Here is a 25,933-nt window from a genome sequence, read left to right on the forward strand (position 1 = left end):
TTTCTGTCAGCATGAGAACAGTTCCCCTGTCGTTTTCCGCGCGGCATCTTCGGCCTGTCGCGGGTCTTTGTTGGCCGGCATGGTTGCACTTGTGCCGCTATTGTTCAAGCGTATAATAACAAGCGTCGTCGATTTTTTGACGCCCGCCAAGAGTCTCGAATTCCCGAAGGAGCCGCCCATGCCCCCGTTCCGGCCGATGCCATTGCCGTCCGCGCCGAGGCATGTTTCCAAGCGGAACGCGGCATGAACAGGCGCAGTTTTCACCGCGCCCCGGAGGGCGAACGCCGCCAGGAACTGATCGAGGCGACGCTCGATTGCATCTCCGAATTCGGCCTCAAGGGTGCGACGGTACGGCAGATCGCGATCCGCGCCGGCGTGACCGCCGGGCTGGTGCGCCACTATTTCGAATCGAAGGATCAGATGGTCGCCGAGGCCTATCGCGCCGTGATTGCCTCGCTGACCGACAAGGCGAGCAAGGTCGAGGGCGATCCGGAAACGAGGCTTCGGGATTTCATCGCCATAAACCTGACCGAGCCGGTGGCCGACAGCCGCAGCATTTCGCTGTGGGCCGCTTTCATCAGCCAGGTGCGGGTCGATCCGGTACTCGCCGAGATCCACCGCGAAGGCTATCTCGCCTTCCGCAATACGCTGCAGGAACTGCTCGCCGACTTCCTGGCTGCGAAGGGCAAACCGGCAGATGCAGAAACCTGCCGGGCGCTCGCCATCGCCATCAACGGGCTGGTCGACGGTCTCTGGGTCGAGGGATGCCTTGCCGGCGATCTCTTTCGCGAGGGCGAACTGGTCGCCATCGCCATGTCTTCGGTCGAAGCGCTGCTCGGCACGTCGATCGGTACTGCAAAACCATGAAAACGGGAGAAAGCACCATGCGCTACGCGTCCATCACCGAACGTCTTGCCGATCTTGGTTCGGGAAAATGGTCGCTGCATATTCGTGCCCGCCAATTGAAGGCGAGTGGTGCCGACATCATCGAACTGACGATCGGTGAGCCGGATCTTCCGCCGGACCGTGCGTTGCTCGACGAATGCCAGCGGTCGATGAATGCCGGTCGCTATCGCTATTCCAACGGCCGCGGCGAGTCCGCCGTGGTGGCGGCGCTTGCCGAAAAGTACCGCCGTCGCCGCGCTGATGTTACCACCGAGAACGTGCTGTGCTTCCCCGGCACCCAGACGGCGCTCTTCGCCGTCATGCTGGGTCTGGCGGAAGCCGGCGACGCCGTGCTCGTCGGCGACCCGCTCTATGCCACTTACGAAGGCGTGATCCGCTCCACGGGCGCTCATCCGGTGCTGGTGCCGCTGAAGCCGGAATTCGGCTTCCACATGCAGGCCGCCGACCTTGAAAAGGCGATCACGCCGGAAAGCCGGGTGCTCTTGCTCAACACGCCGCACAATCCGACCGGTGCCGTGCTGACGGCCGCTGAAATTGCCGCGATCGGCGAAGTCGCGCGCCGTCACGATCTCTGGATCGTCTGCGACGAGGTCTACGAGGAACTGGTGTTCGACGCGGCGTTCGCCTCGCCCTTCGACAATCCGGATTTGGCCGAACGTACCGTCGTCGTCTCGTCGATCTCCAAGTCCCATGCCGCGCCCGGCTTCCGCAGCGGTTGGGCGGTCGGTCCGGTCGAGTTCGCCAACCGGCTGCTGCCGGTTTCGGAAACGATGCTGTTTGGCACCCAGCCCTTCATCGCCGACATGACGGCCTATGCGCTGTCGCATGACATCGATACCGCCCGCCGGATGCGCGAGTCCTATAAATCCCGTGCCGCACAGATCGTGGCAGGCCTCGCCGCGGCGCCCGGCATCGAGGTGTTCGCGCCGGAAGCCGGCATGTTCATTTTGATCGACGTTTCCGGAACCGGCCTCGACGGCGATGCGTTTGCCTGGGCGCTGCTCGAAGAGGAGGGGGTTGCCGTCATGCCCGGATCATCCTTTGGCGACCAGGCGCAGAACTATCTGCGCGTCAGCCTCACCGTGCCCGATGGCGCTATCGACGAGGCTTGCCGGCGCATCACCGCGCTCGCCGAGCGCTGCAGCCTGCGCAAGGAGCGCCGTGCATGACCATGGAAAAAACGGTTGGCGAAGTCCTGGTCGATCTGCTCGAGGCCAACGGCGTCGAGGTGGTTTTCGGCATTCCCGGGGTGCACACGGTCGAGCTCTATCGTGGACTGGCGGCATCGAAGATCCGCCACGTGACCCCGCGCCATGAACAGGGCGCGGGCTTCATGGCCGACGGTTATGCCCGCGTCAGCGGCAAGCCGGGCGTTGCCCTCGTCATCACCGGACCGGGGCTCACGAACACGATTACGGCGATGGCGCAGGCCCGCCAGGACTCGATCCCGATGCTGGTGATTTCCGGCGTCAATCGCCGCGATTCGCTCGGCCACGGTCGCGGGCTGCTGCACGAACTGCCCGACCAGCACGGCATGATGAAGACGCTGGCGCTCTATTCGCACACGCTGCTCAATCCGCAAGACCTGCCCTTCGTCGTCGACCGCGCCTTCTCGGTGCTGGTCTCCGGCCGGCCGGGACCGGTGCATATCGAAATCCCGACCGATGTCATGGCGGCGAAGATCGCGCCGCAGGCTGTGCGGCCTGCGACGGCGACGCGCCCACGCTCCGACAGCGAGACGCTGCAGCGCGCCGCCATCCTCTGTGCCGATGCCTCGCGGCCGGTGATCATCTGCGGCGGCGGTGCGCTGACGGCGGAGATCGAAGTCAAGGAACTTGCCGAGAAGATCGGGGCGCCCGTCGTCACCACGGTCAACGCCCGCGGCATGCTGGCCGCAAACCCCTTGCGCGTTCCCGCCAGCCCTAGCCTGAAGGCGGTGCGGGCGCTGCTCAGGGAGGCGGACCTCGTTCTGGCGCTTGGCACCGAAATGGGCCAGACGGACTACGACATGTATGCCGATGGCGGTTTCCCGGCCTTGCGCAATCTCATCCGCACCGACATCGACGCGGCGCAGCTTGCGCGCGGGCCGCATGCGGCCCTCTCCATCCTCTCCGGCGCCAAGGCGGCCACCGCGGGCATCCTCGCCTTCCTGCCTGGCCACACCGCGAAGGATGGGGTGGCGCGCGCGGAAAGCGCGCGACGGGCGGCGCTGAAGGAACTGTCGCCGAAGATGCGGGCCGGGATCGCCGTCATCGACGCGGTCTACAGGGCGCTGCCCGATTGCACCGTTGTCGGTGACTCGACCCAGGCCGTCTATGCGGGCAACCTCTATTGCGACGCGCCGCGCCAGCGAAGCTGGTTCAATTCCGCGACCGGCTACGGCTCACTCGGCTACGCCCCGCCGGCGGCGGTAGGCGCTGCGGTCGCCGATCCGTCGCGGCCGGTGGTGTGCCTTGTCGGCGACGGCGGATTCCAGTTCTCGCTGGCCGAGATCGGATCGGCGGTGGATGCGCAGGCGAAGGTGATCTTCCTCGTCTGGAACAATGACGGCTACCAGGAGATCGAGTCCTACATGGTCGATGCCGGTGTTACGCCGGAGGGCGTCAAGCCTTCGGCTCCGGACTTCCTGATGGCGGCGAAGGCCTATGGTGTCGAAGGACAGCGGCTTGCCTCCATCGCCGATCTTTCACAGGCACTCGCGGATGCGACGAAGCGCAAGGGACCGTCGCTCATCGAGATCCACGAACGGCGAACGGCCGGCCTGTCCGCCTGACGGCGCCGTGCCGCCTGACGGGCCGGATTTGACTTTTCCGGCCCGCAATGGTGTTAAGGGCGCCCATGTTCGATTCCGGCCACGTTCTTTCGTTAAGGTCGGACGTTCGGGCTGAATTTCGTCTCGCTGGCGTTCAGTAGCCAAGGAAAGGGACCGCGTCCTCGATGGACCGCACGGGTGGTGGCAGCAAGAACATGCAGGCCGGCCGGCTTCTCGCCGTGCTGTGGCTGTTCTGTGCTTCCTTCGCGATGCAGGTCATCTCGGTCGGACAGAGCATCCCGTCCCGCTCGTCGTCCGGCGCCCAGGCCGGCAATGTCACCGATACCGGCTCGACCGATCGTCCCGCGGCCCGGCAGATCTCGCGGGCGACACCGCTTTCCGAACTTCGCTTTACGGCCGATCGCAAGGACGCCAAGTCCGCGGCTGCCGATGGCCTGCCGGCGCTGCTGGCGGCGTCCGCCGGGCTTGCGTTTCCGGCGCTTTCGGGCGACCGGTTCCTGCACCGCATCGCGCTCGCCGTCGGCGGTGCGCTGCGCCATGGTCCCCATATTCGCGCGCCTCCGCGCGCCTGATCCATCAAGCTATTCCGGCTGGCTGTCGGTTTGACCGCAGCACCGCCTTTGATGAAACAAAGTCCTGGCGACGCGCCCTGTGCCCGTGCAGGCTCTTCTGGAACCACAACATGCGTACATCGAAATGGGCGATTCTCGTCTATGTCGTCGTGATCATCTTCGGATGTATCGCGGCGCTTCCCAACGTGCTGACGCCGGCACAACGTGAACAGTTCGCCGCCTGGCTGCCGGTCAAGCCGGTGACGCTCGGCCTCGACCTCAAGGGCGGCTCGCATCTCGTCCTCGAAGTCGATTCCGCCGGCCTGCGCAAGGCTCGCCTCGAAACCCTGCTCGACGATACGCGCAGGGCGCTCCGCGCCGAGCGCGTTCCGGCTTCGTCGGCCCGCATCGCCGGCGATACCGTGACGGTGAAGATCGAAGACCCGGCCGACCGCGAGAAGGTTCTGCCGAAGCTCAAGGAACTGGCTGCCCCCGTCGGCACGCTCGGTTTTGGCGGCTCGGCTTCCGATATCGAGGTCACCGAAGATGGTGATACCATCACGGTCGCGATGACCGAGGCCGGCCTCGCCGACCGCACCACCAAGGCTGTCGAGCAGAGCCTGGAAATCATTCGCCAGCGCGTCGACACCGTCGGTGTTGCCGAACCGCTGATCCAGCGCGTCGGGTCCAACCGCATCCTCGTCCAGCTTCCGGGTCTCGAAGATCCGACAGCGCTGCGTCAGCTTCTCGGCTCGACGGCGCAGATGAGCTTCCACATGGTCGATCAGACCGTGGATCCCAACCAGCCGGCGCCCCGCGGCGTCGACATTCTGCCGGGTGCGCACGACGCCAACAAATACGCCGTTGAAAGCCGTGTTGCGATTTCGGGCGAGCGTCTGGCCGACGCCAAGGCCGGTTTTGACCAGCGCACCAACGAGCCGATCGTTTCCTTCACCTTTGATTCGCTCGGCGCGCGCCAGTTCGCGGAAATCACCCAGGCCAATGTCGGCCGGCCCTTCGCGATCGTGCTCGACGGCAAGGTCCTGACGGCGCCGGTCATCCGTGAGCCGATCATCGGCGGCAACGGTCAGATCAGCGGCAACTTCACCGCCCAGGAAGCGACCGTTCTCTCGGCGCTCCTGCGCTCGGGCGCACTGCCTGCTCCGCTGACCGTCATCGAAGAGCGCTCCGTCGGCCCGAATCTCGGAAGCGATTCCATCCGTATGGGCATCTATACCGGCCTTGCCGGCTTCGCGCTCGTCGTCACCCTGATGGTCGTGCTCTACGGCGCCTGGGGCATGATCGCCAATATCGGCCTGGTGCTGCACACGATCCTGACGATCGCGCTCCTGGCGATGCTCGGCTCGACGCTGACGCTGCCCGGTATCGCCGGTATCATTCTCGGGATCGGCATGGCGGTGGACGCCAACATCCTGATCAACGCGCGTATCCGCGAAGAGACGGAAGGCGGCGCGGGCGCGATGAAGGCGCTCGATGTCGGCTTCAACAAGGCTTACGCGACCATCATCGACTCCAACGTCACGACGCTTTCCGGCACGGTGCTCCTGTTCGCCTTCGGCTCCGGCCCGGTGAAGGGCTTCGCCGTCACCATGATGCTCGGCATCATCATCTCGATGTTCACGTCGATCACCGTCGTGCGCCTGATGATGCGCGAGGTCGTCGTCCGCCGGAAGATGAAGAAGCTTGAGATCCCGTCGCTGTTTGGCCGGGTGCCGAAGCTTCCATCCTTCTCCTTCATGAAGGGCCGCTTCGTCGCCATCGGCATGTCGGCGTTCCTGTCGGTAAGCTCGGTGGTGCTGTTCTTCACGCCGGGCCTCAACTACGGCATCGACTTCGTCGGCGGTATTCAGGTCGAGACCACCTCGAAGAACACGCTCGATCTTCCGACGCTGCGCCACAATCTCGAAGCGCTCAACATCGGCGAAGTGGCGCTGCAGGAATTCGGCCAGGACAAGTCGGTCCTGATCCGCGTTCAGCGCCAGCCGGGCGGCGAGCAGGAGCAGACGGCGGCGCTGAACCGCATCAAGGAGACCGTCGCCCAGACGATCCCGGATGCGACCTTCGAGCGTACCGAGGTCGTCGGTCCGACCGTCAGCACCGAGCTTGCCCGGTCGGGCTTCCTTGCCGTCGGTCTCGCCATGGTGGCGATCCTGCTCTACATCTGGTTCCGCTTCGAGTGGCACTTTGCTGTTGGCGCGATCGCGGTTCTGCTGCTCGACATCACCAAGACGATCGGCTTCTTCGCGCTCACCGGCATCGACTTCAACCTGACGGCGATTGCCGCCTTGCTGACGATGATCGGTTACTCGGTCAACGACAAGGTCGTGGTCTATGACCGCATGCGCGAGAACCTTCGCAAGTACAAGTCGATGCCGTTCTCGGACCTGATCGACATGAGCATCAACCAGGTGATCGCACGATGCATCTTCACCTCGATGGCGACGGCCTTTTCGCTGGTGCCGATGGCCATCTGGGGCGGCGACGCGGTCAAGAGCTTCGCCTGGCCGATGATTTTCGGCGTTATCGTTGCGACGACGTCGTCGATCTATATCGGCGGCCCGATCCTGCTCTTCCTCAATCGCTGGTGGAAGGACCGCGAAGGGTCCCGTACCGGCGCAAGCACGCCGCAGGCGGGCACGCCGGCTGCGTGAGCGGCTTGCAAGGCCGGGTCGGGATGCGGGCGCAAGCCGCATGATCCCGAGCGGCAGATATAAAACGTGAAGGGGCGGCCCGCCGGGCCGCCCCTTTTTTGTCCGAATGTGCTGGCTTTATCCCACCGTGCCTTGCAGACTGATTCTTCGCTACCTACATAGCAGGGGTCTCCGGTTTCGGGGTTGGAAGACGGATTTTGCGTCCTGAACCCATGAAATTTGAAGGGTGAGAATTATTTTTCACTTCTTCATCTTTTTAATTGACGGAATTGGTAGATTATTCTAGTCTGCCAATATGTGAGGCAGTGAGTCCGCCTCACGGTTGTTCATCAAACGCACCGGCATTCTGATGCCGGGCCAGCCAAAGGAGAGTGACATGTTCGGAAACGTCTCGACCGCCGCCTTCTGCGGCACGCGTCCCCTTTGTCGCGCAACAGAGAAAAAACGTCTCATTCGCAATCTTTGCCGAATGTGATCGTCCAGCCCTCAATTCATCTTTGCCGAAATTGAAGTGTCCGCGCCTCCGGGTGTGGAAGGAGCGTTATTTGTATGAGCAAGCAGGTTATCGAATATGGCGGCGAAGCCGTCGGAGTCGTCGTCCCCGATGCGGACCGGTTCAAGTTCCTGGCGGTGAAGTATCACGTCTGGGATCTGGACGCGAAGCGCTTCCGCTCGGCTGACGAGGCGCGCGCCGCCATCCGCCAGTTGCTGGCCCACCAGGCCGTATCGGCGGAACGGCGTGGTCATAGCGCAGCCGCCTGACACGGGTGAGGAAAGCCGTTTGCGGCTTTCCTCCCGCATCCCTCTGGGAGCGAACGTTTTTTCCTGAAACATTCCGCATCGTACCAGTCTCGGCGAGAGATGCCGGCAGCCGCGACTTCGGCCAATTCCCCACTATAATTATATGTTGGCAGTACGTTTCTTGTGCTATGCCAAGATATATTTGCATTTGCGCGGATGATTCCCGTTCGTGGGAGCCGCAGGGAAAGCGTGCCGGAATGCTGACGAAGAAGGGAAAATACGGACTGAAGGCTTTGGTCGATCTTGCGCGGCTGGAGCCGGGGGAGACCGCCTTCATCACCGAGATCGCCCAGCGCAACAACATCCCGAAGAAGTTCCTCGATACGATCCTGCTTGAGCTGCGCAACGCCGGCATGCTGCGCTCGAAAAAGGGGCCGGGCGGCGGCTATTCGCTGTCGCGGCCGGCCGCCGAGATTCGTATCGGTCACGTGATCCGCACGCTGGATGGGCCGCTCGCGCCGATCCGATGTGCCAGCCGTACGGCCTATGAGGTCTGCGAGGACTGCAACGATCCCGAGACCTGTCAGGTGCGGGTGTCGATGACCACGGTGCGTGACGCCGTCGCCGCGATCCTCGACTCGATGACGCTCGAGGAATTTGCGGCAGACAAGTCGATGCCGCTCGAAACGCTGGAAGAAAAGCGGGCCGGCTGACGAAAACGTCGCCGATCGCGCCAGTTTTCCCCCGAAGTCTGCTTCCAAGGCTTGGTTTGCCAAGAAAAAGCGCTTATCTGCCGTCAATGGTCCGGCGGGCAGCGTTGCAGCCTGCCGCTTAGGTCTTCGCAGAATCGGGGTCATCATGGGTTTGAGACAAGCATCGGCGCGTGAGCGCACCGCGGTCGCGGCTTTGGAGTCGATCGGCCGGACACTGACGACCGCGATGACCGGCATCAAGGCGCTGGCGGAACAGTTCGGCACTGACGAAGTCTTTGCCCGCAGCGTCGTCGATGCCGTCGAACTGATCGGCGAGAGCCAGGGACGCGTGGTCGTTTCCGGCGTCGGCAAGAGCGGCCATATCGGCCGCAAGATCGCCGCGACCCTGGCATCGACGGGCACCTCCGCCTATTTCGTGCATCCGACCGAAGCGAGCCACGGCGACCTCGGCATGGTCACCTCGCAGGACGTGCTGATCCTGCTCTCCTGGTCGGGAGAGACGGCCGAGCTCGCCAACATGCTCACCTACGCCAAGCGCTTCAACGTGCCGATCGTCTCGATCTGTGCGAACCGCGAGAGCGTGCTCGCGCGGAACTCCGAAGTGCCGATCGTGCTGCCCAAGGTGCAGGAGGCCTGCCCGCACGGCCTCGCGCCGACGACGTCCGCCATGCTGCAGCTCGCCGTCGGCGACGCGCTGGCGATCGCGCTTCTGGAACGTCGCGGCTTTTCGGCGGAAGACTTCAAGACATTCCATCCCGGCGGCAAGCTCGGCGCACAATTGCGGCTGGTCCGCGAACTGGCGCACGAGGGTGCACAAATGCCGCTCCTTGAGACCGGCCGGCCGATGAGCGAGGCCCTCATCGAAATGTCGTCGAAGGGTTTCGGCGTCGTCGGCATCGTCGAGGACAATGGCAAGCTCGTCGGCGTGATCACCGACGGCGACCTGCGCCGCCATATGTCGGGCGATCTGCTCTTGCAGCCGGTCGAGGCGGTGATGTCGCGCAATCCGCGCGTGATCCGCGGCGACGTGCTCGCGAGCGGCGCCATGGAGTTCATGCAGCAGCACAAGGTGACGGTGCTGTTCGTCGTCGACGATGGCGGGGCGCCTGTCAGCATCCTCCACATTCACGACCTGCTGCGCGCCGGCGTCGTCTGAGCGCTTGCGGTCGCAAGAGGCTGCTCCTGCGACCGCCGTGCGCCTTGCAGAAGCTGCCCTAGTCCTTCACCACGGCGGGCCAGTCGCTCGTCGCGCCCGGCTGGACCGGTCGTTCCAGATAGGTTGATAGCACCACGTAGCTGCGCGTCGCCTTGACGCCTGGCGTGTCGTAGAGGCGTGCCAGCAGCCCCTCGAGCGCGTGCGTGTTTTCGGTGCGGACCTTGAGCAGCATGCAGGTATCGCCGGCGACCGAATGGATTTCTTCCACCTCGGGGTATTCCTCGATGGCAAGCAGCGCCTGGGTCTTCCCCCAACCGGTCGTGTCTACATGGACGAAGGCAAGCAACGTCTTGCCGACGGCCTCGGGATCGATCAGCGCCGCCACCCGGCGGATCGCTCCCGAACGCCTGAGGCGCTTCACCCGTTCATGTGCCGCCGGCGGCGAAAGTCCGACCCGTTCGCCAAGCTCGACGTAGCTCGTCGTCGCATCCTCGACCAGAACGCCTAACAGCTTTCGGTCCATCGCGTCGAGGTCGCGCTCCGGCAGACGCTTCCGCCGAACGTCATCTGTATTTTGATCCATTCCGATGTTTCCTCTTGCGGCTGAATTTCATTCTGCAAACATGAGGTAATGACGAACATCAATCAATCCATTTCTGATCGATCCGTGGACAGGGCGCGTATCCCGCCCTTTGCCTATGTGCTCACCATCTGTATCGGCGTCATCGGTTCCAACTCGCTCGCGCTTGGGCCGATCGCGCCGGAAGTGGCGCGAAGCCTCGGCGCCGATGTCCCCGGCGTCATGACGGCCTCCGCTGTTTTCGGCCTTGGCACGGCCGTCAGTGCCGTCTTTCTCGGCCGCTTCATCGACCGTTACGGCCCGCGCCGCATGTTGGCTGCGGCCCTCCTGCTTCTGGCTACGGGGCTCTGCGGCAGTGCGCTGGCGCCGTCGCTTGCGTTCCTTGTCGTCGCACAGCTTGTCGTCGGTCTCGCCGCAGGCATTGCGCTGCCTTCGATCTATACGCTGGCCTCGGTCATCGCGCCGGTCGGACGCGAGAGCGAGACGATCGGCCTGGTGCTGACCGGCTGGACGCTCAGCATGGTGGCGGGCGTGCCGCTATCGGCCGCAATCGCCGATCTTGCCGGTTGGCGCACGGTCTATGTCATTGTCGCCGCCGCAACGATGATCGCTTGCGCAGTCGTCAAGTTTGCGGTTGTGCAGGAAGTTGCCACCGGTAGAGTGACATCGCCGCTGGCCGCGCTAAGTGTTCGCGGCGTCGCGCCGCTGCTGGTCGCCTGCGCCGCCTTCATGGCCGCCTTCTATGGCGTCTACGCCTATATCGGCGAGCATCTGCATGCCGCACTCGGCCTGCCTGTCACCGCCAACGGTCTCATCGCCGTTTCTTACGGCTTCGGATTCGGCGCCGCCGCTTTCCTCGACCGCCTGATCGACCGCTTTGGCGCGGGTCGATTGTTGCCGTTGATCTTCCTGGCAGTAGGGGGCGTTTATGTTGCAATGGCGGTGGCGGGCGGTTCCTACGCCGGCATGCTGGTCGTCGTCTTCCTTTGGGGGCTTGCCAATCATTTCGGATTGAACGTGCTCATCATGCGGCTTACCGGGCTCGATCCTGCCAAGCGCGGCGCGATCATGGGGCTGAACAGCGGGGTCACCTATCTCGCCCTCTTTGTCGGCACGATAGGCTTCGGCGCGGTCTATGCCCGGGCATCTTTCTTCGTGCTGCCCTTGGTCGCCGCGGGTTTGATGCTGTTGGCCGCTTTCGCCGTCGCCACCGCGCGGCGCTAGAGCATCCCGCTCTCAAGTGCAATCACTTGAAGCGGAAAGATGCTCTGGAATCAAAGACCTAGGGCGTCATTTTGGCTCTACGGCCGACCGGTCCGCCACCGCGCCCGTTTTCTTCACAGGGGAGGGGTGATCCTCGGCCGCTTTTCCGGCTTTCGGCGCGGCGGCGGGTCAACGAAGGCGCCTGGCTGATTGAGGCTGTTTTCGTGCAGCCGCTTGGCGATCGCCTCGGCGCCGGCATCGGTCCCCGCGCGCGAATAGAGATTGCCGCGAACCTGGATCGAGGCTGCGAGCAGACGGAACATCGCGTTGGCCAATTCCGCTTCCGGCGCCTGCGGCGCGCGCCAGAAAGCGTCGAGCGGTTGCTGGTCGGTCAGTCCTGCGATATCGAACACCGCTGTGCCGAGTACCTTCACCGGCCGCCCCTGCTTCAGCGCGTGCAGGCCCGCAGTCGAATTGACCGTGACCATGCCTGCGCTTGCCTCCCCAAGCGTATCGAGATTGCCTCCGTCGAGGTAGAAGACGCGACCGTTCAGGCCGAGGGCGGCCGCTCGTTCTTTGACGATCCTGCGCCAGGGGATCAGATCATTGTCGAGCGGATGCACCTTGAAGACGAGGCGCGCGTCATTGGCAGCGAAGGCTGCGAAGGAGCCGAGGACCTCGGCAATTGCGTCCTTTTGGCTGAGATACGGCGAATGTGCCCTGAGCTGGAAATCGGTTTCGAGCTGCAGCGGATAGACGAAATAGGGGGCGTCCTCCGAAAGCAGTTTGGCGACGGTCGCCTCGGCTTCGGCGTTGCGTTTCTTTTCGGACAGGAGCCGGCGGATCCAGCCCGCATATTCGGCAAGCGGATGGAAGATCGCGTGGCGCCGATAGTGCGGAAACAGGAACCAGAGAAAGACGTTCGGCAGATTGTAGAGCAGGTCGTAACTCGCATCCGCCAGGAACGTCTGGCTGTAATGCTTGCGCCAGTCCGGCTCCGGCACGCCCGCTGCCGCCGCAAGAATGCGCGCGGGGTCGGAGGGGAAATGCGAATTCGAGGACATGCCGTCGCGCTCGAGCGTCAGCCAGTCCGGCCGAAGATACCCCATTTCGACGATGGCGACTGCCACACCTCTGCGGCGCGCGACCTTGGTTGCCGCCTGGTGGTAGGCACGTTCCTCGCCGAGCAGCAGCATATCGGTGACGCCATGGCGCGCGATGAATGCCTCGAGATAGGCCGGCCAGTCGGCTGCCGTGCCGCGATAGTTGGAGGCACCCTTGCGGCCCCAGATGATCTGGTCGCCGACATTGAGGTTGATCCTCAGACAGGTGTGTCCACGAGCTTCGAGCCGATCGGCGATCTTGCGGAAAATCGGCGAGGACGGGCCCTGCAGGAACAGGAACACTCGTCGCTTTGGCCGATCGACCGCCCCAGTCGATGTCATCGAAGCGTTTTCCATCCGTCCACCACCGCCGCTATCGCAGCGTATCCTTTCTGAGGTTGGCGTGGTTCAGCAGGGCCTCGATCAGATTCCAGGCTTCGACGTTGCTCGGCTCCACCGGCTTGTGGGTGGACGACTTTGCCTTGGCAAGCGGCACGATCAGGTAGTCGGTGCGCGGGTCGGGGAAGGGGTCGGCAAAGGACTTGAGCAGCGGCGCATGGTCGCCGTAGAAGACCAGCCAGACCGGGCGGTCCAGCTTGTCGAGGTGCTCGCTCAGGGTGTTCAGCGCTGCGTCTGATTGTTCCAGAATGGCCAGGTAGATATCGACGGGCTTGGTAAGATCACCGACGCGACCCGGCTCCCATGGGCCGTGATTGGCCATGGACGCGACGAAGACGAAGCCGCTTTCGTCCTCCGGCAGCTTGTCGCATGCGTCGATCACTTTCGCCGCGAGTTTCTCGTCGGAGACGTACGGCCCATCTCTCTCAGGCCGATGGTCGAAACCGTCGAGCATTGTCAGCTTCGAAAAACCGAGCTGTGGCATCGCCTTGTGCCGGAGGAAGAAGGTGCGGTCATAGGGATGGATGAAATGCGTGTTCCAACCGGCACGCTTCATCTTTCCGGGCCAGACCACGTCGGCATAATGCGAGGCCCTGAGATAGGGGTAGCTGGCGTCGACGTGGATGTCGTCAGGTACGAGGCCGCTGATGACTGCAAACTCGGTGCGCAGCGTATAGCCGCCTTCGAACACGCTGCTCAGCCGGCCCCATTGCACCGCCTCGCGCCGCAGCCGGTCCAGCGTCGGCATCTTCAAGGTCTCGACGCCGAAATGCCGCATGTCGATGAAGGATTCGGACTGCCAGACGACGATCAGCGGTGAGCCGTCATCGCCAATAAGGTCGTGCACGGCGGCTCTGACGATCTCCGAAAGTTCCGCGACGATCTTCTCCCGCCGGACGCCAAGCCAGACGATGAAGCGGAAGACGACCGAGCCGAAGGTGCCGAAACGCACCGTGTTCATCTTGACGTCGAGCACCTTCAGCAGCCTTTGCACCAGCGCTGCCGTGGGCCGATTGACCGGGCCGTAGAACAATAGGAGCCATGGACCGTAGGCGATCCCGAGCATCAGCAGGATCCAGAACAGTTTGCCCCGGTCCGGGAGGATGGCCGGCTCGAAATACATGTAGAGGCCGGACACGCCGAAGACATAGAGGAAGGCGACGGTCCAGAAGACGACGTTCAAAGAGCTCGCGTAGAATATCGTCTTGTACTTGAACACGTCGACGACGAGCGCGATATCCGAAAAGATCAGCGGTTCGCGGATAAACTTGAACTTGGCGCGGGAAATGCCGGTGAAGATGATGAAGAAACTCATCGTGCCGGCTGCGGCATAAAGCGGTCGCCACGAGCCGGCGAAGAAACCGGCAAAGACCAGCGCGATGACCGGCAGGCGCGCGAGCGCGTCGACCACGTCCTGCGTCCGCCCGAACGGCGAGGGATGGGCGCGCCGCTCCCGCTTCGGAAGCGCAAATCGGTCGGTGAAGAAGATCACTGCACAGGACAGCAGATAACAACTAAGCGTCAGTGTTATGGGGTAGTCGTGCAGTTGAAAGGGAAGCAACGCCAAGCGGAAACCTTCATGTCTTCATGCCGGCCGACGCCGCTTCATGCGGCACAGCATCCGCCCGACACTTAAATCTTATCGCTTGGTCGTACAAGCGCTGTCAGGTCCGTCGCTCCGACACTCCACCATTATGCGCGGCGGTGTTGCCGCAACGCGCAATCGCCCTGTCGAACCACCAGTTGAGCAAGGGGCGGACGGCGGGCGCGAAGCGACCGAGCAGAAAGAGCGTGGTGCCGAAATAGACTTCGAACCGCCCCCGATCGATCCCCCTGGCAACCGTCCTCGCCACGGCGTCCGCCGGCCAGGGACGGACCGTGCCCATGATTTTGGCCGCTTCCGCGGGCCGGCTCGCGAGCTCGCGCTGAAACTGCGGTGTCTCCGTATCCGGCGGAAAACACACGGAGACGCCGACGCCGTGGGCACGGGCCTCCGACCGTAGCGCCTGAGCGAAACCGTGGAGCGCGAACTTCGACGCGCAATAGGCGGAATAGCCATAGATGCCGATGAGGCCGGCGCCGGATGAGATCATCATGATCCGGCCATGACCACGTTGCTTCATCCCGTCATAGACCGCACGGACCGCATGCACCGTGCCGGAGAAATTGGTTTCGATCTGGCGCCGGAAGGCATCGCTGTCGAGTTCCTCGAAGCGCCCCGGCTCGACGATGCCGGCCGATGTGATGAGGATGTCGCACGGTCCGAAGACGGTTTCACATCTCCGGACTGCCGCTATGAGCGCGTCTTCCGAGGCGACATCCGCAGGCTCGATCCTGATATTGTCGGAGCCGCTCCCACTCAATTGGGCGAGGTCCGCGCGCGCCCGTTCCAAAAGGTCGCGAGAGCGCGCGATCAGCGAGATGCGGGCGCCCCGGGCCGCGTAGATCGATGCAACTGCGAATCCGATCCCGCTCGAGCCACCGGTGATGATCACATGCGTCATGCTGATATCCCGCCCAAGAGCAATCCCAGGAAAGTCCGAAGCGCTTTTGCGTCCGGAATTGCGCGAAAACAATGCGGTGGCGATGCTGATCTCGGGTCAGCGCGCCGAGAGTGCCTTCATCATCTGATCGATGTCGATGCCGCCGAGTCCGAAATTGCGTTCGGTGAGGTCCGTCAGCCGTTCGGCCGTCAGCGTTACGGTTCGGCGGATCTGCTCTTCCGTGTGATCGCTGGTGATGAAGAAGCGCAGGCGCGCAAGCCCCTCGGGCACCGCCGGGTGGATGATCGGCAGTGCATTCACCCCTTCGGCAAGCAGGTCGTTCGAAAGCTGAACGGCCCGCAGGGAATCGCCGACGATGACCGGCACGACGGAGAAGCCGCTGGAGAGGCCGGTGTCGAGGCCCGCTTCCTTGGCAAGCTTCAGGAAGAGGGCGCCATTGCGGCGCAGCGCCGCCGTCCGCGCCGGTTCGCGCTCCAGCACGTCCAGGCTCGCGGTCGCGGCGGCCGCCAGCACGGGCGCAAGCCCGACACTGTAGACGAAGCCGCCGGCAGATGCCTTCAGCACCTCGACCAGCGCCTCGCTGCCGGCGATGTAGCCGCCGCAGCTCGACGTGGTCTTTGAAAGCGTGCCCATCCAGATGTCGATTTCGTGCGGATCGACGCCGAAATGCTCGGCAAGCCCTCGGCCGGTTTTCCCGAGGACGCCGAGCGAATGCGCCTCGTCGACCATCAACCAGAAACCGTATTCGGCCCGGAGCTTCAGAAGAGCCGGCAGATCGGCGACGTCACCGTCCATCGAGTAGATGCCCTCGACGATGACCATGATGCGGCGATAGTCGCCGGCGACGGTGCGCAGCACGTGCTCGAGATCGGCGACGTCGTTGTGTTTGAACAGCCGCCGGGTCGCGCCAGAGAGCTTGATGCCGGCAAGCGCGCTGTTGTGGATGAATTCGTCATGGACGACGAGATCCTTCGGGCCCATCAGGCAACTGATGGCGGCGACGTTGGTCAGATAGCCGCTGACGAAGCAGACGGCGGCATCGACGCCGTAGAAGCTCGCGATCTTCTCTTCGAGCGCCACATGCACGGGCCGCTCGCCGGCGACGAGACGGCTGGCCGAGGCGGAGATCCCAAAGGTGCCGATCGTGTCCTTTGCCTTTGCCAGAACTTCCGCATGGCGGTTGAGACCGAGATAGTCGTAGGAGGCGAAGTTGATGAGCTTGCGACCGTCGATGACGGTGGTCGCCCCGGCCGCGGTCTGGTGCGCGCGATAGAACGGATTGGCGATGCCGAGCTGCTCACTCGCGAACTTCTGAGTCATGACCTGCTTGTATTCCGGCAGGTCTTCGAAACGGGCCTGCTGCCGGCGGGCCGGCGGCGGCATCTCCCGCTCCGAGCGCGCCATGCGGTTGCGCTCGGAGGATTGATGCGTGTTTCTCATCCGGTCCAGCAGGTTCTCCTTGAGGCTGCTGGTCATCTTGGATGCGCCTGGGCCGTTTCCGTTCGTGCTCATTGGCTCTGTGCTTTTTCCTTCGCCGTTCCGACGTGCCGCTGCGCAAGTTCGCTGACGATCTTGTCATCGGCGGGCTCGGCATCGTCGCTCTGGTCGCGCTTGCTCACCTTTTCATAGAGCTTGCGTGCGACATCGCCAACTGTCGTGTTGTCTGCGACGCCGCTGAGCGGCATGTCGAAGCCGGTGTTCTGCTGGAAGCTCATGCCGAGTTCCACCGCCATCAGGCTGTCGAGGCCGATTTCCTTCAGCACCTTGGCTCGTGTGACCGTATCCTTCGACACGCGCAGGATCCCGGCGATCTCTCCGGCGACGAGGTCGAAGAGAATGTCCTCGGCTTCCTGCGGCGACTTGCCTTCGATCATCGCCACGAGGTCCATCTGGGCGCCTTCGCCGCCGGTGGCGTGCTGGTCGGCGCTGCGAAGGATGACTTCGAAGAGGGCGTTGCGGGCAACCGGCAGATTGCGCGCGGCCGACCAGTCGATCTCCGAGATCATGACCACGGCCGCATCGACAGTGCCCGGATCGAAGGCCAGGTGGCTTTCGACCATGTCGAGTGCCGTCTGTGCCTTCAGCGCCGTCTTGCCGATGCGCTTGGCGAGCAGATCGTTCACATCCGTGTTCTGGACCAGGTAACCCTTGTCGGCGATCGCGCCGAAGCCGACGGCAAGACCGGCAAGGCCGCGGGCGCGACGGGCGCGGGCGAGGCCTTCGAGGTAGCCGTTCGCGGCGACGTAGTTCGCCTGCCCGGGGTTGCCGACAAGCGTCGTCGCCGACGAGAACAGGATGAAGTTGTCGAGCTTGTCCTCGTTGGTCAGCCGATCGAGAACGGCGGCACCCTTGGCCTTCGTATCGATGACCGGGCGGTTGCGCTCGCGATTGAGATTGCTGATCAGCGCGTCGTCGAGCACCATCGCGGCGTGGACGATCGAACGGAGCGGCGCAATCGCGCGCAACTCTTTCAGGAGACGCTCTGTCGCCGCGGGATCGGTGACGTCGCATGCGTGTACGGTGGCTGAGACGCCGGCCTTCGCCCAGACTTCGATCATCGCCGTCGTTTCGGCATCTGCCTGCCCACGGCGCGAGCAGAGAGCAATCTTCGTCGCTCCCTTTTCGACGAGCCAGTTGGCAGCAGCGAGACCAAAGCCACCGATGCCGCCGACGACGAGATGCATGCCGTTCGGGTCGACCTTCATGCCGCCATGCGGGCGTTTGGCGACGCGATGCTTGCCCCTAACCGGAGGCAGCACGACGATCTTGCCGATATGACCGGCATTCTGCATCAGCCGGAAGGCGTTGCCGATTTCGTCGAAGTCGAAGGCACGGTAGGGAAGCGGTGTCAGCTTGCCCTCTTCGAACAACGCACCGATCTCGGTGAAGATCCGCTTGGTGAGCTTCGGCTGGTTGACCAGCAACTGGTCGGCGTCGATGCCGAAATAGCTGACATTGCGGCGGAAGGGCCTAAGACCGATCTTGCTGTCGGCATAATAGTCGCGCTTGCCGAGTTCGAGGAAGCGGCCAAAAGGCTTCACCAGCGCCAGGCTCTGTTCCATGGCTTCGGCAAAGAGCGAGTTCAGGACGAGGTCGACACCCTCTCCGTCCGTGACCGCGCGAACGTCGTTGACGAAGCCGAGCGAGCGGGAATCGAAGACATGATCGGCGCCGAGCATCGACAGGAAACGGCGCTTCTCGCGCGTGCCAGCCGTGGCGATAACCTTGGCGCCCTTGAGCTTGGCGACCTGCAGTGCGGCGAGGCCGACACCGCCGGCAGCACCGTGGATGAGGATCGTCTCATCTGGCTGGATGCGGCCAAGTTCCACCATGGCGTAGTAGGCCGTGAGGAACGCGACAGGCACCGTTGCCGCGGCAACCGGGCTTACCGACTGCGGCAGCCTAGCGACGCCGGCGCGCGAGACGACGGCATGGGTCGAGAAGGCTGAGGATGCGATCGCCATGACGGCGTCGCCGACGACGAGGTCGTCGATGCCTGCGCCGACGGCAACCACGTGGCCGGAGAGTTCCATGCCGATCGTCGCGCCTGCGAAACCATCTTCGAGTGCCTCTTCGGGCAGCAGACCCATCGCCCACATCACGTCGCGGAAGTTGAGGCCGGTCGCCGCAACCGCGACGACGACCTCACCCGGACCTGCGGCGGGAATGTCGCTTTCCTCCCAGACGATGCTGCCCACCTGCGAGCTGACGCGCTGGCGGATGGTTGCGGCCTTGAAGCTATCGATCGCCGCATGGGCGTTGTCGACCGGGCCGGGCACGGCGCGGATTTCGGAAAGCGCCGCGTCTTCTCCCTCGAGCAGCCACTCGCGGTTGGCGCTGGCACTGCCGAGCAGCGGAGACGCTGCCGCGATCTGCTCGATCGTGGTCGGAGAACCGTCGATATCGAGCGCGTGCACATCGATGAACTCGTATTCGTTCTGAAGCACGCGGGCGAAGGCCCAGAGACCGGCATTGACGCCATCGCTTGCAACCGTTGCGCCCGTTGCCCGGCTCGCGATCGGCGCTCCGCCCGGCGCGACGAGGACGAGCCGCGGGCGGCTGTCGCCGACCGGTTCGGCTCCGCCGACATGCTGACGCACGGCTTCGGCGAAGGCGCCGAGAGCAAGGATCTGCGTCTGCAGCGAAGCGGAATCGTCCGCCCGGGATTGAGCGGTCGGCGACGCAAGGAAGATTGCCCGGAGCGGCTGTCCGCCAAGGGCCTCGAAGCTGCTGAGAAGCGCCGCCTTGTCGGCTGCGATATCACCGCTGAGATCGACCGGAATAGCCGGTGCCGGAGGCGCGCTGCCCTTGTCGCCCGCGATCTGCAGCAGCAGATAGGCGCCGGTAACCGGTGCCTCGGCAGTCACGGAAGCCGCGGCGGCACCGCGCGCTTCGAGCAGGATGACATTGCCGCTCGCGCATTCGCGGTCGGCGATATTGACGTCGCGCAGATCGAGATCGCCGAGGCACTTCTGCCAGTGCGGCACGGCCGCAAGATTGCCGATCGGGAATTCCGCAGTCTGGCTGCGGGCGAACCATCCTTCGGAAAGTCCGAGGGCGAAATCGTTGAACAGCGACGGCGCGCTGACGGCGGCTATCAATCCGCCGGTGCCGCGCAGCGCCGAGCGAAGTGCGGTACGCACCGTCACGTCGTCCTCGATCAGGCTGTAGAGCCCATCGGAGGCGCTGACGACGAGGTCGAAGGACGTGAGCGTCGCGAGTTCACCCTTCTTGAGAATGCGCACGTGGGCATCGTTCTCGAAGGCGAGCTCAAGGCCGCGCTGGGCATTGTCCCGCGCTTCGAAGACAGTGAGGCTTGCGCCGTGCTTTTCGGCGAGCGTCGCCAGGCGGCGGGTGAAGGCGGACGAAACGCTGCCGAGTTCGACGATGCGAAGGCGAGCGCCGGCAGGTTGTGCGGTGAGCGCTTTTTCGAGCGCTTCGAGAACGAACGCCATTCGTTCCCGGCTCGCTTCCGAATGGACGGCCTGATGATCGAGCGTCGCGTCGCTGATGAAGTTGGCGCCAAGAGCCGCTTCGTCGCCGGCCTGGAGAGCATCGAGGCGCGCAAGGGCCTCCGCATAGGCATTGTTGATCAATACCGCCTCGACGGCGCGGTCGGACCGCTCACCGTAGAGTTCGCGCAGGATCTCCGGGACGCCTGGCAAGTTGAAGTCTTGAGCAACAGTCCAGACGCCGTCCTTGTGCTCGCAGAGACCGGCGTCCTCCAGCACGTAGAGGCAGCTCGTCAGGAAACACTGGAACGCAAAATCGCCAGGAAGGCTGTTGCCTTGGATGGTCGATCGACCCTTGGCGAGTTTGAGGGCAATCTCCTGGCAGGCACGGTAGATGGCCGCGTTGAAGAGCAAGGTCGTGTTGTCGACGCCGGCTTCGCGGGCGGCGGGCATGGCGATCTTGATCGGCGCCGGCGACTTGGTCTGCAGGCCCGGCAGTGCGGCTTCCGATTGCACTGCCTCGTAGTGGAAGGACAGCGCATCGAGCGTCTTGTGCTTGCGCAGATAGGTCCGGCGGAAGCGGCAATCCTCGAAATGTGCGACCGGTGCGCCCGATTTGTCGAAGAAATGGAATTTTGCCTTGATCGAATTGGCGCTGACGCGCTCGATCTCGATCATCGCGCGCGCGATTGGCTGGCTGCCGTTGACGACCCGCACCGAACCGAAGCGAACGGGGATATAGGGGGCGCCGCTCTTGTCGCCGGTGAAACGATCGAAGAGGGCGACGAGACCGTGGAAGGTCGCGTCGACAGAGATCGGGTTCAAGGCGTAGGTGACGAGCGGGTGGCCGGCAGCATCAGGCGTCTTCAGCTCGACATCGACCAGCCGGTCGCCATAGGCAACGGCCTTGGCCAGCAGCTGGAAGCGCGGGCCGTAGTCGAGGCCGAATTGTTTTGCCGTCTCATAGGCACGCGCAGGCGCAACCGTTGCAGTCTTCGCCAAGCCGGCGAGCGACGGATAGGCGCGCTCCTCGGCCGGCAATGGCTTGCGGCAGCGGGCAACCGCATGCACGGCCCAATCGTCTTCCGAAAGACGTTCGCGCGAGCGGATCTCGATGTCACCGGTCTCCGGCGAAAGCACCGTCGACAGTTCCATGATCTTCGTATCGCTGAGTTCCAGCGGACGAACGATCTCCAGATTGGTGATCTCGACCTCGTCGCTGCCGTAGAACTGCTGCGCAGCAGCGACGGCGATTTCGATGAAACCGCTGCCCGGCAGGATCGCCTTGCCGTCCACGACGTGTTCGGCGAGGTCGGGGAAGAGATGGGCGTCTACGTGGTTTTTCCAGCTGCCGCTGTTGGGGTCGCTGCGCCAACCGGTCAGGCGGTAGGGCTTGGCGGTCCGGCCGAAGAGGTCGGTGGCGTCCGTCGTGGCTGCGGGGCGCAGTTCGACGGGCTCGAACGGCAGGCTGGGTAGCGCGATCGATGCGTTACGCTTGCCGAAGACACGGGTCGTGTCGACGACCGCGCCGTGCGCGACGGCACGCGCCATCGCCGCCGAGATCGGATCCTGGCCGGTTTCACCGACATCCCGCAAAAGGGTCGGCACGACCATGCCCGGGGCCGCGGCCTGCTTGATCGTCTCCTTCACATAGGAGGACAGGATCGGGCGCGGCGAAATTTCGATGAACAGGCGGCAACCCATCTCGATTGCGGCCTCGGCCGCCGCCTGGAAGCGGACCGGCTCGCGCACGTTCTTCCACCAGTAGTCCGGGTCGAGCTGCGTGCCCTCGAGTGCGGCGCCCGTGACCGTCGAAAGATAGGCGAGCTCGGTGCGGCGCGGTGCGATGTCCGGGATGTCGGAGAGGAAGGCGTCCTTCGCCCGATCGATGATCGGGTGGTGGAAGGGATAGTTGATGTCGAGGATCTGGACCGGAATCTTTGCCTTGCGCGCAGCGTCGCGGAAGGTCGAGATCTGGTCTGCCGGCCCCGATATCGTCACGGAGTTATGGGCATTGACCGCGGCGACGCAGATGTCGTCGAGACCGCGCGCCTCGGCAAAGGCGCGAGCGGCTTCCTCGCCGAGCATCACGGCGGCCATGGTGCCGCTCCCGGCCAGCAGGTCCTGATGCAGCGAGCGCTTCGCCACGATCGAAACGGCGTCGACGAGCGACAGCGCGCCGGCGGCGTAGGCGGCTGCAATTTCACCAACGGAGTGACCGAAGACCGCGACCGGCTTGATGCCCATGGCGACAAGCGAATCGGAAAGGGCAGCCTGGACCGCGAAGAGCAGCGGCTGCGCGATCTTCGTGTCGGCAAGCTTCTTGTCGAGATCGGGATCGGTGAGGAGATCGGTCAATGCGATGTCGGAGTGGAACTTGAACAGCGCGCTGACGGACGTGAAACACTGGCGGAAATGCAGGTTTTCACGGAAGGCTTCGACACCCATGCCGGCCCATTGCGAGCCGTTGCCGGAGAAGACGAAGGCGACCTTGGCGTCGCGGACGACGGCTTCGCCGACCTCGCCGATGCCGGAGCCCGGCTTTTCCAGATGGCTGGCGATCGCGCGGAGGATATCTTCGGGCTGGTCGCTGCGGGCGGCGAAGCGATGGCGCATATGGGTGCGGTTTGCACCCGATGCGGCGATCATCGCGCGCGCCTCACCCTTGGAAGCATGTGCGAAAGCCGTCTTGTAGTCGCTGAGAAGCGCTTCCAGGCTCGATGCCGTGTGGGCGCTCGCCAGGAAGACATGCCCCGAAGACGACGGGTTCGACGTCCTTTCGTCGGCGGCCGGTTCCGGATCGCTGATGACGACATGTGCGTTGGCACCGCCGAAGCCGAAGGAATTGATGCCGGCGAGCCGGGCGCGCTTGCCGCGCAGGAGCTCGATCGGGTTTGCCGTGACCCGCACGTTGAGACCGTCGAAGTCGATGTGCTCGTTCGGCGTGTCGAAGTGCAGCGAGGCCGGCAGATAGTTGTTTTCGAGCGCCATCACGGCCTTCAGCATGCCGAAGAGACCGGAAGCGGGTTCGGTGTGGCCGATATTCGACTTGATCGAACCGATCGGCACCGGTGCGCGGCGCTTGGCGCCGATGACCGTTCCGATCGACCAGACCTCGGCCGGATCGCCGACTTTGGTGCCGGTGCCGTGGCCCTCGACAAAGGCGACCTGGTTGGCGTCGATGCCATTGCCTTCGTAGATTGCCCTGAGCAGGTTGGCCTGCGCCTCGCGGGAGGGGAGCGAAATGCCGTTGGTGCGTCCGGCCGAATTCACCCCGGTCGCGACGATCCGCGCATAGCTGCGGTCTTTCTCCCGGCGGGCCCGGTCCGAGCGGCGCAGGATGAAGACAACGCCGCCTTCGGCGCGCACATAGCCGGCGCCATCGTTGTCGTAGGCGCGGCAGAGCCCTTCCGGCGAAAGCATGCGCGCCTGCGCAAAGCCGACGAAGGGCAGGGGATGGGCGAGAATATTGACGCCACCGACGATCGCGGTGTCGATTTCGCCCGCCGTCAGAGCCCGCATCGCCTGGTCCAGTGCGACCAGCGAGGAGGAGCAGGCGGTATCGACCGTCATGCTCGGGCCGCTGAGCCCGAAGATGTGCGAGATGCGGTTCGATACGATCGACAAGGTGTTGCCGGTCATGAAGTAAGGGCCGGCGGCGGCCGGATCTTCGACCGTCAGGTTGGCGTGGTCGAGGCTCGATGCGCCGATATAGACGCCGACATTCTCACCTTGCAGCGAGGTGGCGGAGATATTGGCATCTTCGAGCGCGCGCCAGGCGAGTTGCAGCAATACGCGCTGCTGCGGATCCATATACATGGCTTCGCGCTGCGACATGCCGAACACGGCAGGGTCGAAATCATAGAGCTGGTCCAGGACGCCGGCGGCGAAGGAATAGGTCTTGCCCTGCGTGCCCATGACCGGATGCCAGAATCGCGCAACGTCCCAGCGATCCGACGGAATGCTGGTGACGGTGCACTTGCCCTGACGAAGAAGTTTGAACAACGCCGAAGGCGATTCTGCTCCAGGGGCGAGGCATGCACGCCCAATAATCTCAACAGCCATATATGATCGAACGCTCTAAACTGCCGTTAAAGTTGCATCTGCGATTGCGCGTCGAGGGACGAAATGCAATCGCCAATCGTCATGCTGCGGGGCTTTCCCCAGCTATATTCGTTCCGCCTCATTAGTCAGCTTTTAACTTAAAGTCCCTAGCTTTCAACCCTAAAGACTGAAGATATACACGCTGTCAACGCCAGTCCAAGGCGGATAGGGCGATAAACCACGCTCAAGGTAGAGAAGGTATGACCAGAAAGACGCGGCCCCAAATATTTTGGCCGTCTTGGTCTTCGGGTGACTTGTTGTGGGACGGCGATTGTGCTTTTCAGAGACCGGCGAATTCCCGGTCGGGAGATGATGCGGCGCGGAACTGTGAGTAAAATCATGGCTGTGTCGAATTTGGAGTGTCGTAGTTGAAACGAGTCAGTGCCCTTCTGCTTTGTACCGCCCTCGTGGGATGCCAGGCTGTTCCGGGCGAAGGGCCGCTGGCCGGAGCGATCGTCAAGGATGCCGGCCATTCGGGCGCCGAGATCGGCCGGCAGAATGCGACCGTCTTTGATATTGTCGATGTGGACGGACGCTCCGCGCGCCTCGTTTCCGACTATGTTTCTTCGACGCTCAACCGCCGCTTCGGCATTGGCGGCGGCGTCGGCCGAGTCGTGATCGGCGTTGGCGACCAGCTCAGGGTCTCTATCTTCGAAGCCGGCAGCGACGGCCTCTTCTCAACCTCCGAATCCAAGCAGACAAGCATCGATCTGGTCGTCCAGCCGGATGGCAAGGCCGCTATCCCCTATGTCGGTCCGGTCAACTTCGCCGGCCTGACGCTGGAGCAGGCGCGCCAGGAGATCCTGGAGGCGCTGAAGCAGAAGGCGGTCGAGCCTGACGTTATCGTCACCAGCATGAGCACCGCATCGCGAAACGTCACTGTTTCCGGCGCTGTCGGCAAATCGTCGGTTGTGCCGCTCAGCCTCGTCGACGAAACGATCAACGAGGTCATCGCCAAGGCGGGTGGCCCGGTCGCTCAACCCTATGAGACCTATGTCACGCTGGTGCGCGGCAAGAAGACCGGTACGGTCCTCCTGAAGTCCATCATCGAACATCCGTCGGAAAACATCCACGTCAAGCCGGGCGACCAGATCTTCGTGACGCGTGATCCGCGTCGCTTCACGATCCTCGGTGCGGTCAAGGCCAACCAGCGCGTGGAATTCGGCGCCAACGACCTGAACCTGCTCGAGGCGATGGGTCTTGCTGGCGGCGGCGCGGACTATACGCTCGATATGAAAGGCTACTTCATCTTCCGTTACGAAGAGCCTGATGTCGTCATGAGCCTGCTCGGCCAGCAACGCTTCAATGAGATGCTGCGCAAGGGCATGAAGACCGACAGCATGGGCCGCTATCCGATCGTCTACCGCTTCGACATGAGCAAGCCGGATAGCCTGATCGTCGGCCAGACCTTCCCGGTCAAGAACCGCGACGTCATTTATGCATCGCGCCATCCGTCGGTTGACTTCTCGAAGTTCCTCAACTTCATCGCGCAGCCGGTCGGCATTGCCAATTCCGGTTTCGCGATCGCCGACAACATCAACGGCAATTGATCCCGGTCAATGGTTTATCCAGGGCG

General features: G+C 63.6%; 16 protein-coding genes. 10 read left to right on the forward strand and 6 right to left on the reverse strand.

The genetic code is table 11. From position 1 onward, the window contains the following. The first annotated feature begins 243 nt into the window (after positions 1-243). The 8 genes from AC1Z3V_RS19955 (at position 244) to AC1Z3V_RS19990 (ending at position 9,512) form a co-directional block, all read left to right on the forward strand. Positions 244-867, forward strand: coding sequence for a TetR/AcrR family transcriptional regulator (locus AC1Z3V_RS19955; protein ID WP_429812691.1), 624 nt, complete (start codon positions 244-246; stop codon positions 865-867). 17 nt (positions 868-884) lie between these two features. Further along, a complete protein-coding gene (locus AC1Z3V_RS19960; RefSeq protein WP_483501284.1) occupies positions 885-2,075 on the forward strand; it encodes a pyridoxal phosphate-dependent aminotransferase in 1,191 nt (396 codons plus the stop codon). Continuing rightward, positions 2,072-3,679, forward strand: coding sequence for a 5-guanidino-2-oxopentanoate decarboxylase (locus AC1Z3V_RS19965; RefSeq protein WP_483501286.1), 1,608 nt, complete (start codon positions 2,072-2,074; stop codon positions 3,677-3,679). The genes AC1Z3V_RS19960 and AC1Z3V_RS19965 overlap by 4 nt, the downstream gene beginning before the upstream one ends. A gap of 164 nt (positions 3,680-3,843) precedes the next feature. Then, a complete protein-coding gene (locus AC1Z3V_RS19970; RefSeq protein ID WP_483501287.1) occupies positions 3,844-4,251 on the forward strand; it encodes a hypothetical protein in 408 nt (135 codons plus the stop codon). A 110-nt stretch (positions 4,252-4,361) separates the two neighbouring features. Further along, positions 4,362-6,902, forward strand: coding sequence for a protein translocase subunit SecD (gene secD, locus AC1Z3V_RS19975; protein WP_483501289.1), 2,541 nt, complete (start codon positions 4,362-4,364; stop codon positions 6,900-6,902). Positions 6,903-7,451: 549 nt separating this feature from the next. After that, the gene (locus AC1Z3V_RS19980; RefSeq protein ID WP_173515543.1) at positions 7,452-7,664 is read left to right on the forward strand and encodes a hypothetical protein; all 213 of its coding nucleotides are present in this window, start codon (positions 7,452-7,454) and stop codon (positions 7,662-7,664) included. 236 nt (positions 7,665-7,900) lie between these two features. Continuing rightward, positions 7,901-8,356, forward strand: a complete 456-nt coding sequence (locus AC1Z3V_RS19985; RefSeq protein ID WP_113536486.1) for an RrF2 family transcriptional regulator — start codon at positions 7,901-7,903, stop codon at positions 8,354-8,356. Between the two features lie 145 nt (positions 8,357-8,501). Further along, complete coding sequence (locus AC1Z3V_RS19990) at positions 8,502-9,512, forward strand: KpsF/GutQ family sugar-phosphate isomerase (RefSeq protein WP_483501290.1); 1,011 nt, start codon at positions 8,502-8,504, stop codon at positions 9,510-9,512. Between the two features lie 58 nt (positions 9,513-9,570). Here AC1Z3V_RS19990 and AC1Z3V_RS19995 read toward each other — a convergent pair whose 3' ends face one another. After that, the gene (locus AC1Z3V_RS19995) at positions 9,571-10,095 is read right to left on the reverse strand and encodes an Lrp/AsnC family transcriptional regulator (protein ID WP_483501291.1); all 525 of its coding nucleotides are present in this window, start codon (positions 10,093-10,095) and stop codon (positions 9,571-9,573) included. A 48-nt stretch (positions 10,096-10,143) separates the two neighbouring features. Here AC1Z3V_RS19995 and AC1Z3V_RS20000 point away from each other — a divergent pair, with 48 nt between their 5' ends. Further along, positions 10,144-11,316 (forward strand): MFS transporter, encoded by a 1,173-nt coding sequence (locus AC1Z3V_RS20000; RefSeq protein ID WP_483501292.1) that lies wholly within the window; start codon positions 10,144-10,146, stop codon positions 11,314-11,316. A 113-nt stretch (positions 11,317-11,429) separates the two neighbouring features. On the opposite strand, the gene AC1Z3V_RS20005 is transcribed toward AC1Z3V_RS20000, so the two are convergent. From AC1Z3V_RS20005 to AC1Z3V_RS20025, 5 genes are all read right to left on the reverse strand, one after another. After that, on the reverse strand, positions 11,430-12,740 hold the full coding sequence (locus AC1Z3V_RS20005; RefSeq protein WP_483501294.1) for a capsule biosynthesis protein: 1,311 nt from the start codon (positions 12,738-12,740) through the stop codon (positions 11,430-11,432). 31 nt (positions 12,741-12,771) lie between these two features. Further along, a complete protein-coding gene (locus AC1Z3V_RS20010; RefSeq protein ID WP_429812666.1) occupies positions 12,772-14,364 on the reverse strand; it encodes an LTA synthase family protein in 1,593 nt (530 codons plus the stop codon). Positions 14,365-14,461: 97 nt separating this feature from the next. Next, positions 14,462-15,301: an SDR family oxidoreductase gene (locus AC1Z3V_RS20015; protein WP_483501296.1), complete on the reverse strand. Its 840-nt coding sequence runs from the start codon at positions 15,299-15,301 to the stop codon at positions 14,462-14,464. Between the two features lie 96 nt (positions 15,302-15,397). Next, positions 15,398-16,813 carry an aminotransferase class I/II-fold pyridoxal phosphate-dependent enzyme gene (locus AC1Z3V_RS20020; RefSeq protein ID WP_247958130.1) on the reverse strand — a complete coding sequence of 472 codons (1,416 nt, stop codon included), beginning with the start codon at positions 16,811-16,813 and terminating at the stop codon, positions 15,398-15,400. Further along, positions 16,810-24,318 carry a type I polyketide synthase gene (locus AC1Z3V_RS20025; protein ID WP_483501298.1) on the reverse strand — a complete coding sequence of 2,503 codons (7,509 nt, stop codon included), beginning with the start codon at positions 24,316-24,318 and terminating at the stop codon, positions 16,810-16,812. Before AC1Z3V_RS20025 ends, AC1Z3V_RS20020 begins: the two co-directional genes overlap by 4 nt. Before the next feature lie 407 nt (positions 24,319-24,725). On the opposite strand from AC1Z3V_RS20025, the gene AC1Z3V_RS20030 reads away from it, so the two are divergent. Further along, on the forward strand, positions 24,726-25,907 hold the full coding sequence (locus AC1Z3V_RS20030; protein ID WP_429812658.1) for a polysaccharide biosynthesis/export family protein: 1,182 nt from the start codon (positions 24,726-24,728) through the stop codon (positions 25,905-25,907). Positions 25,908-25,933: the final 26 nt, after the last annotated feature.

Source organism: Ensifer sp. 38_S197 (assembly GCF_056924495.1).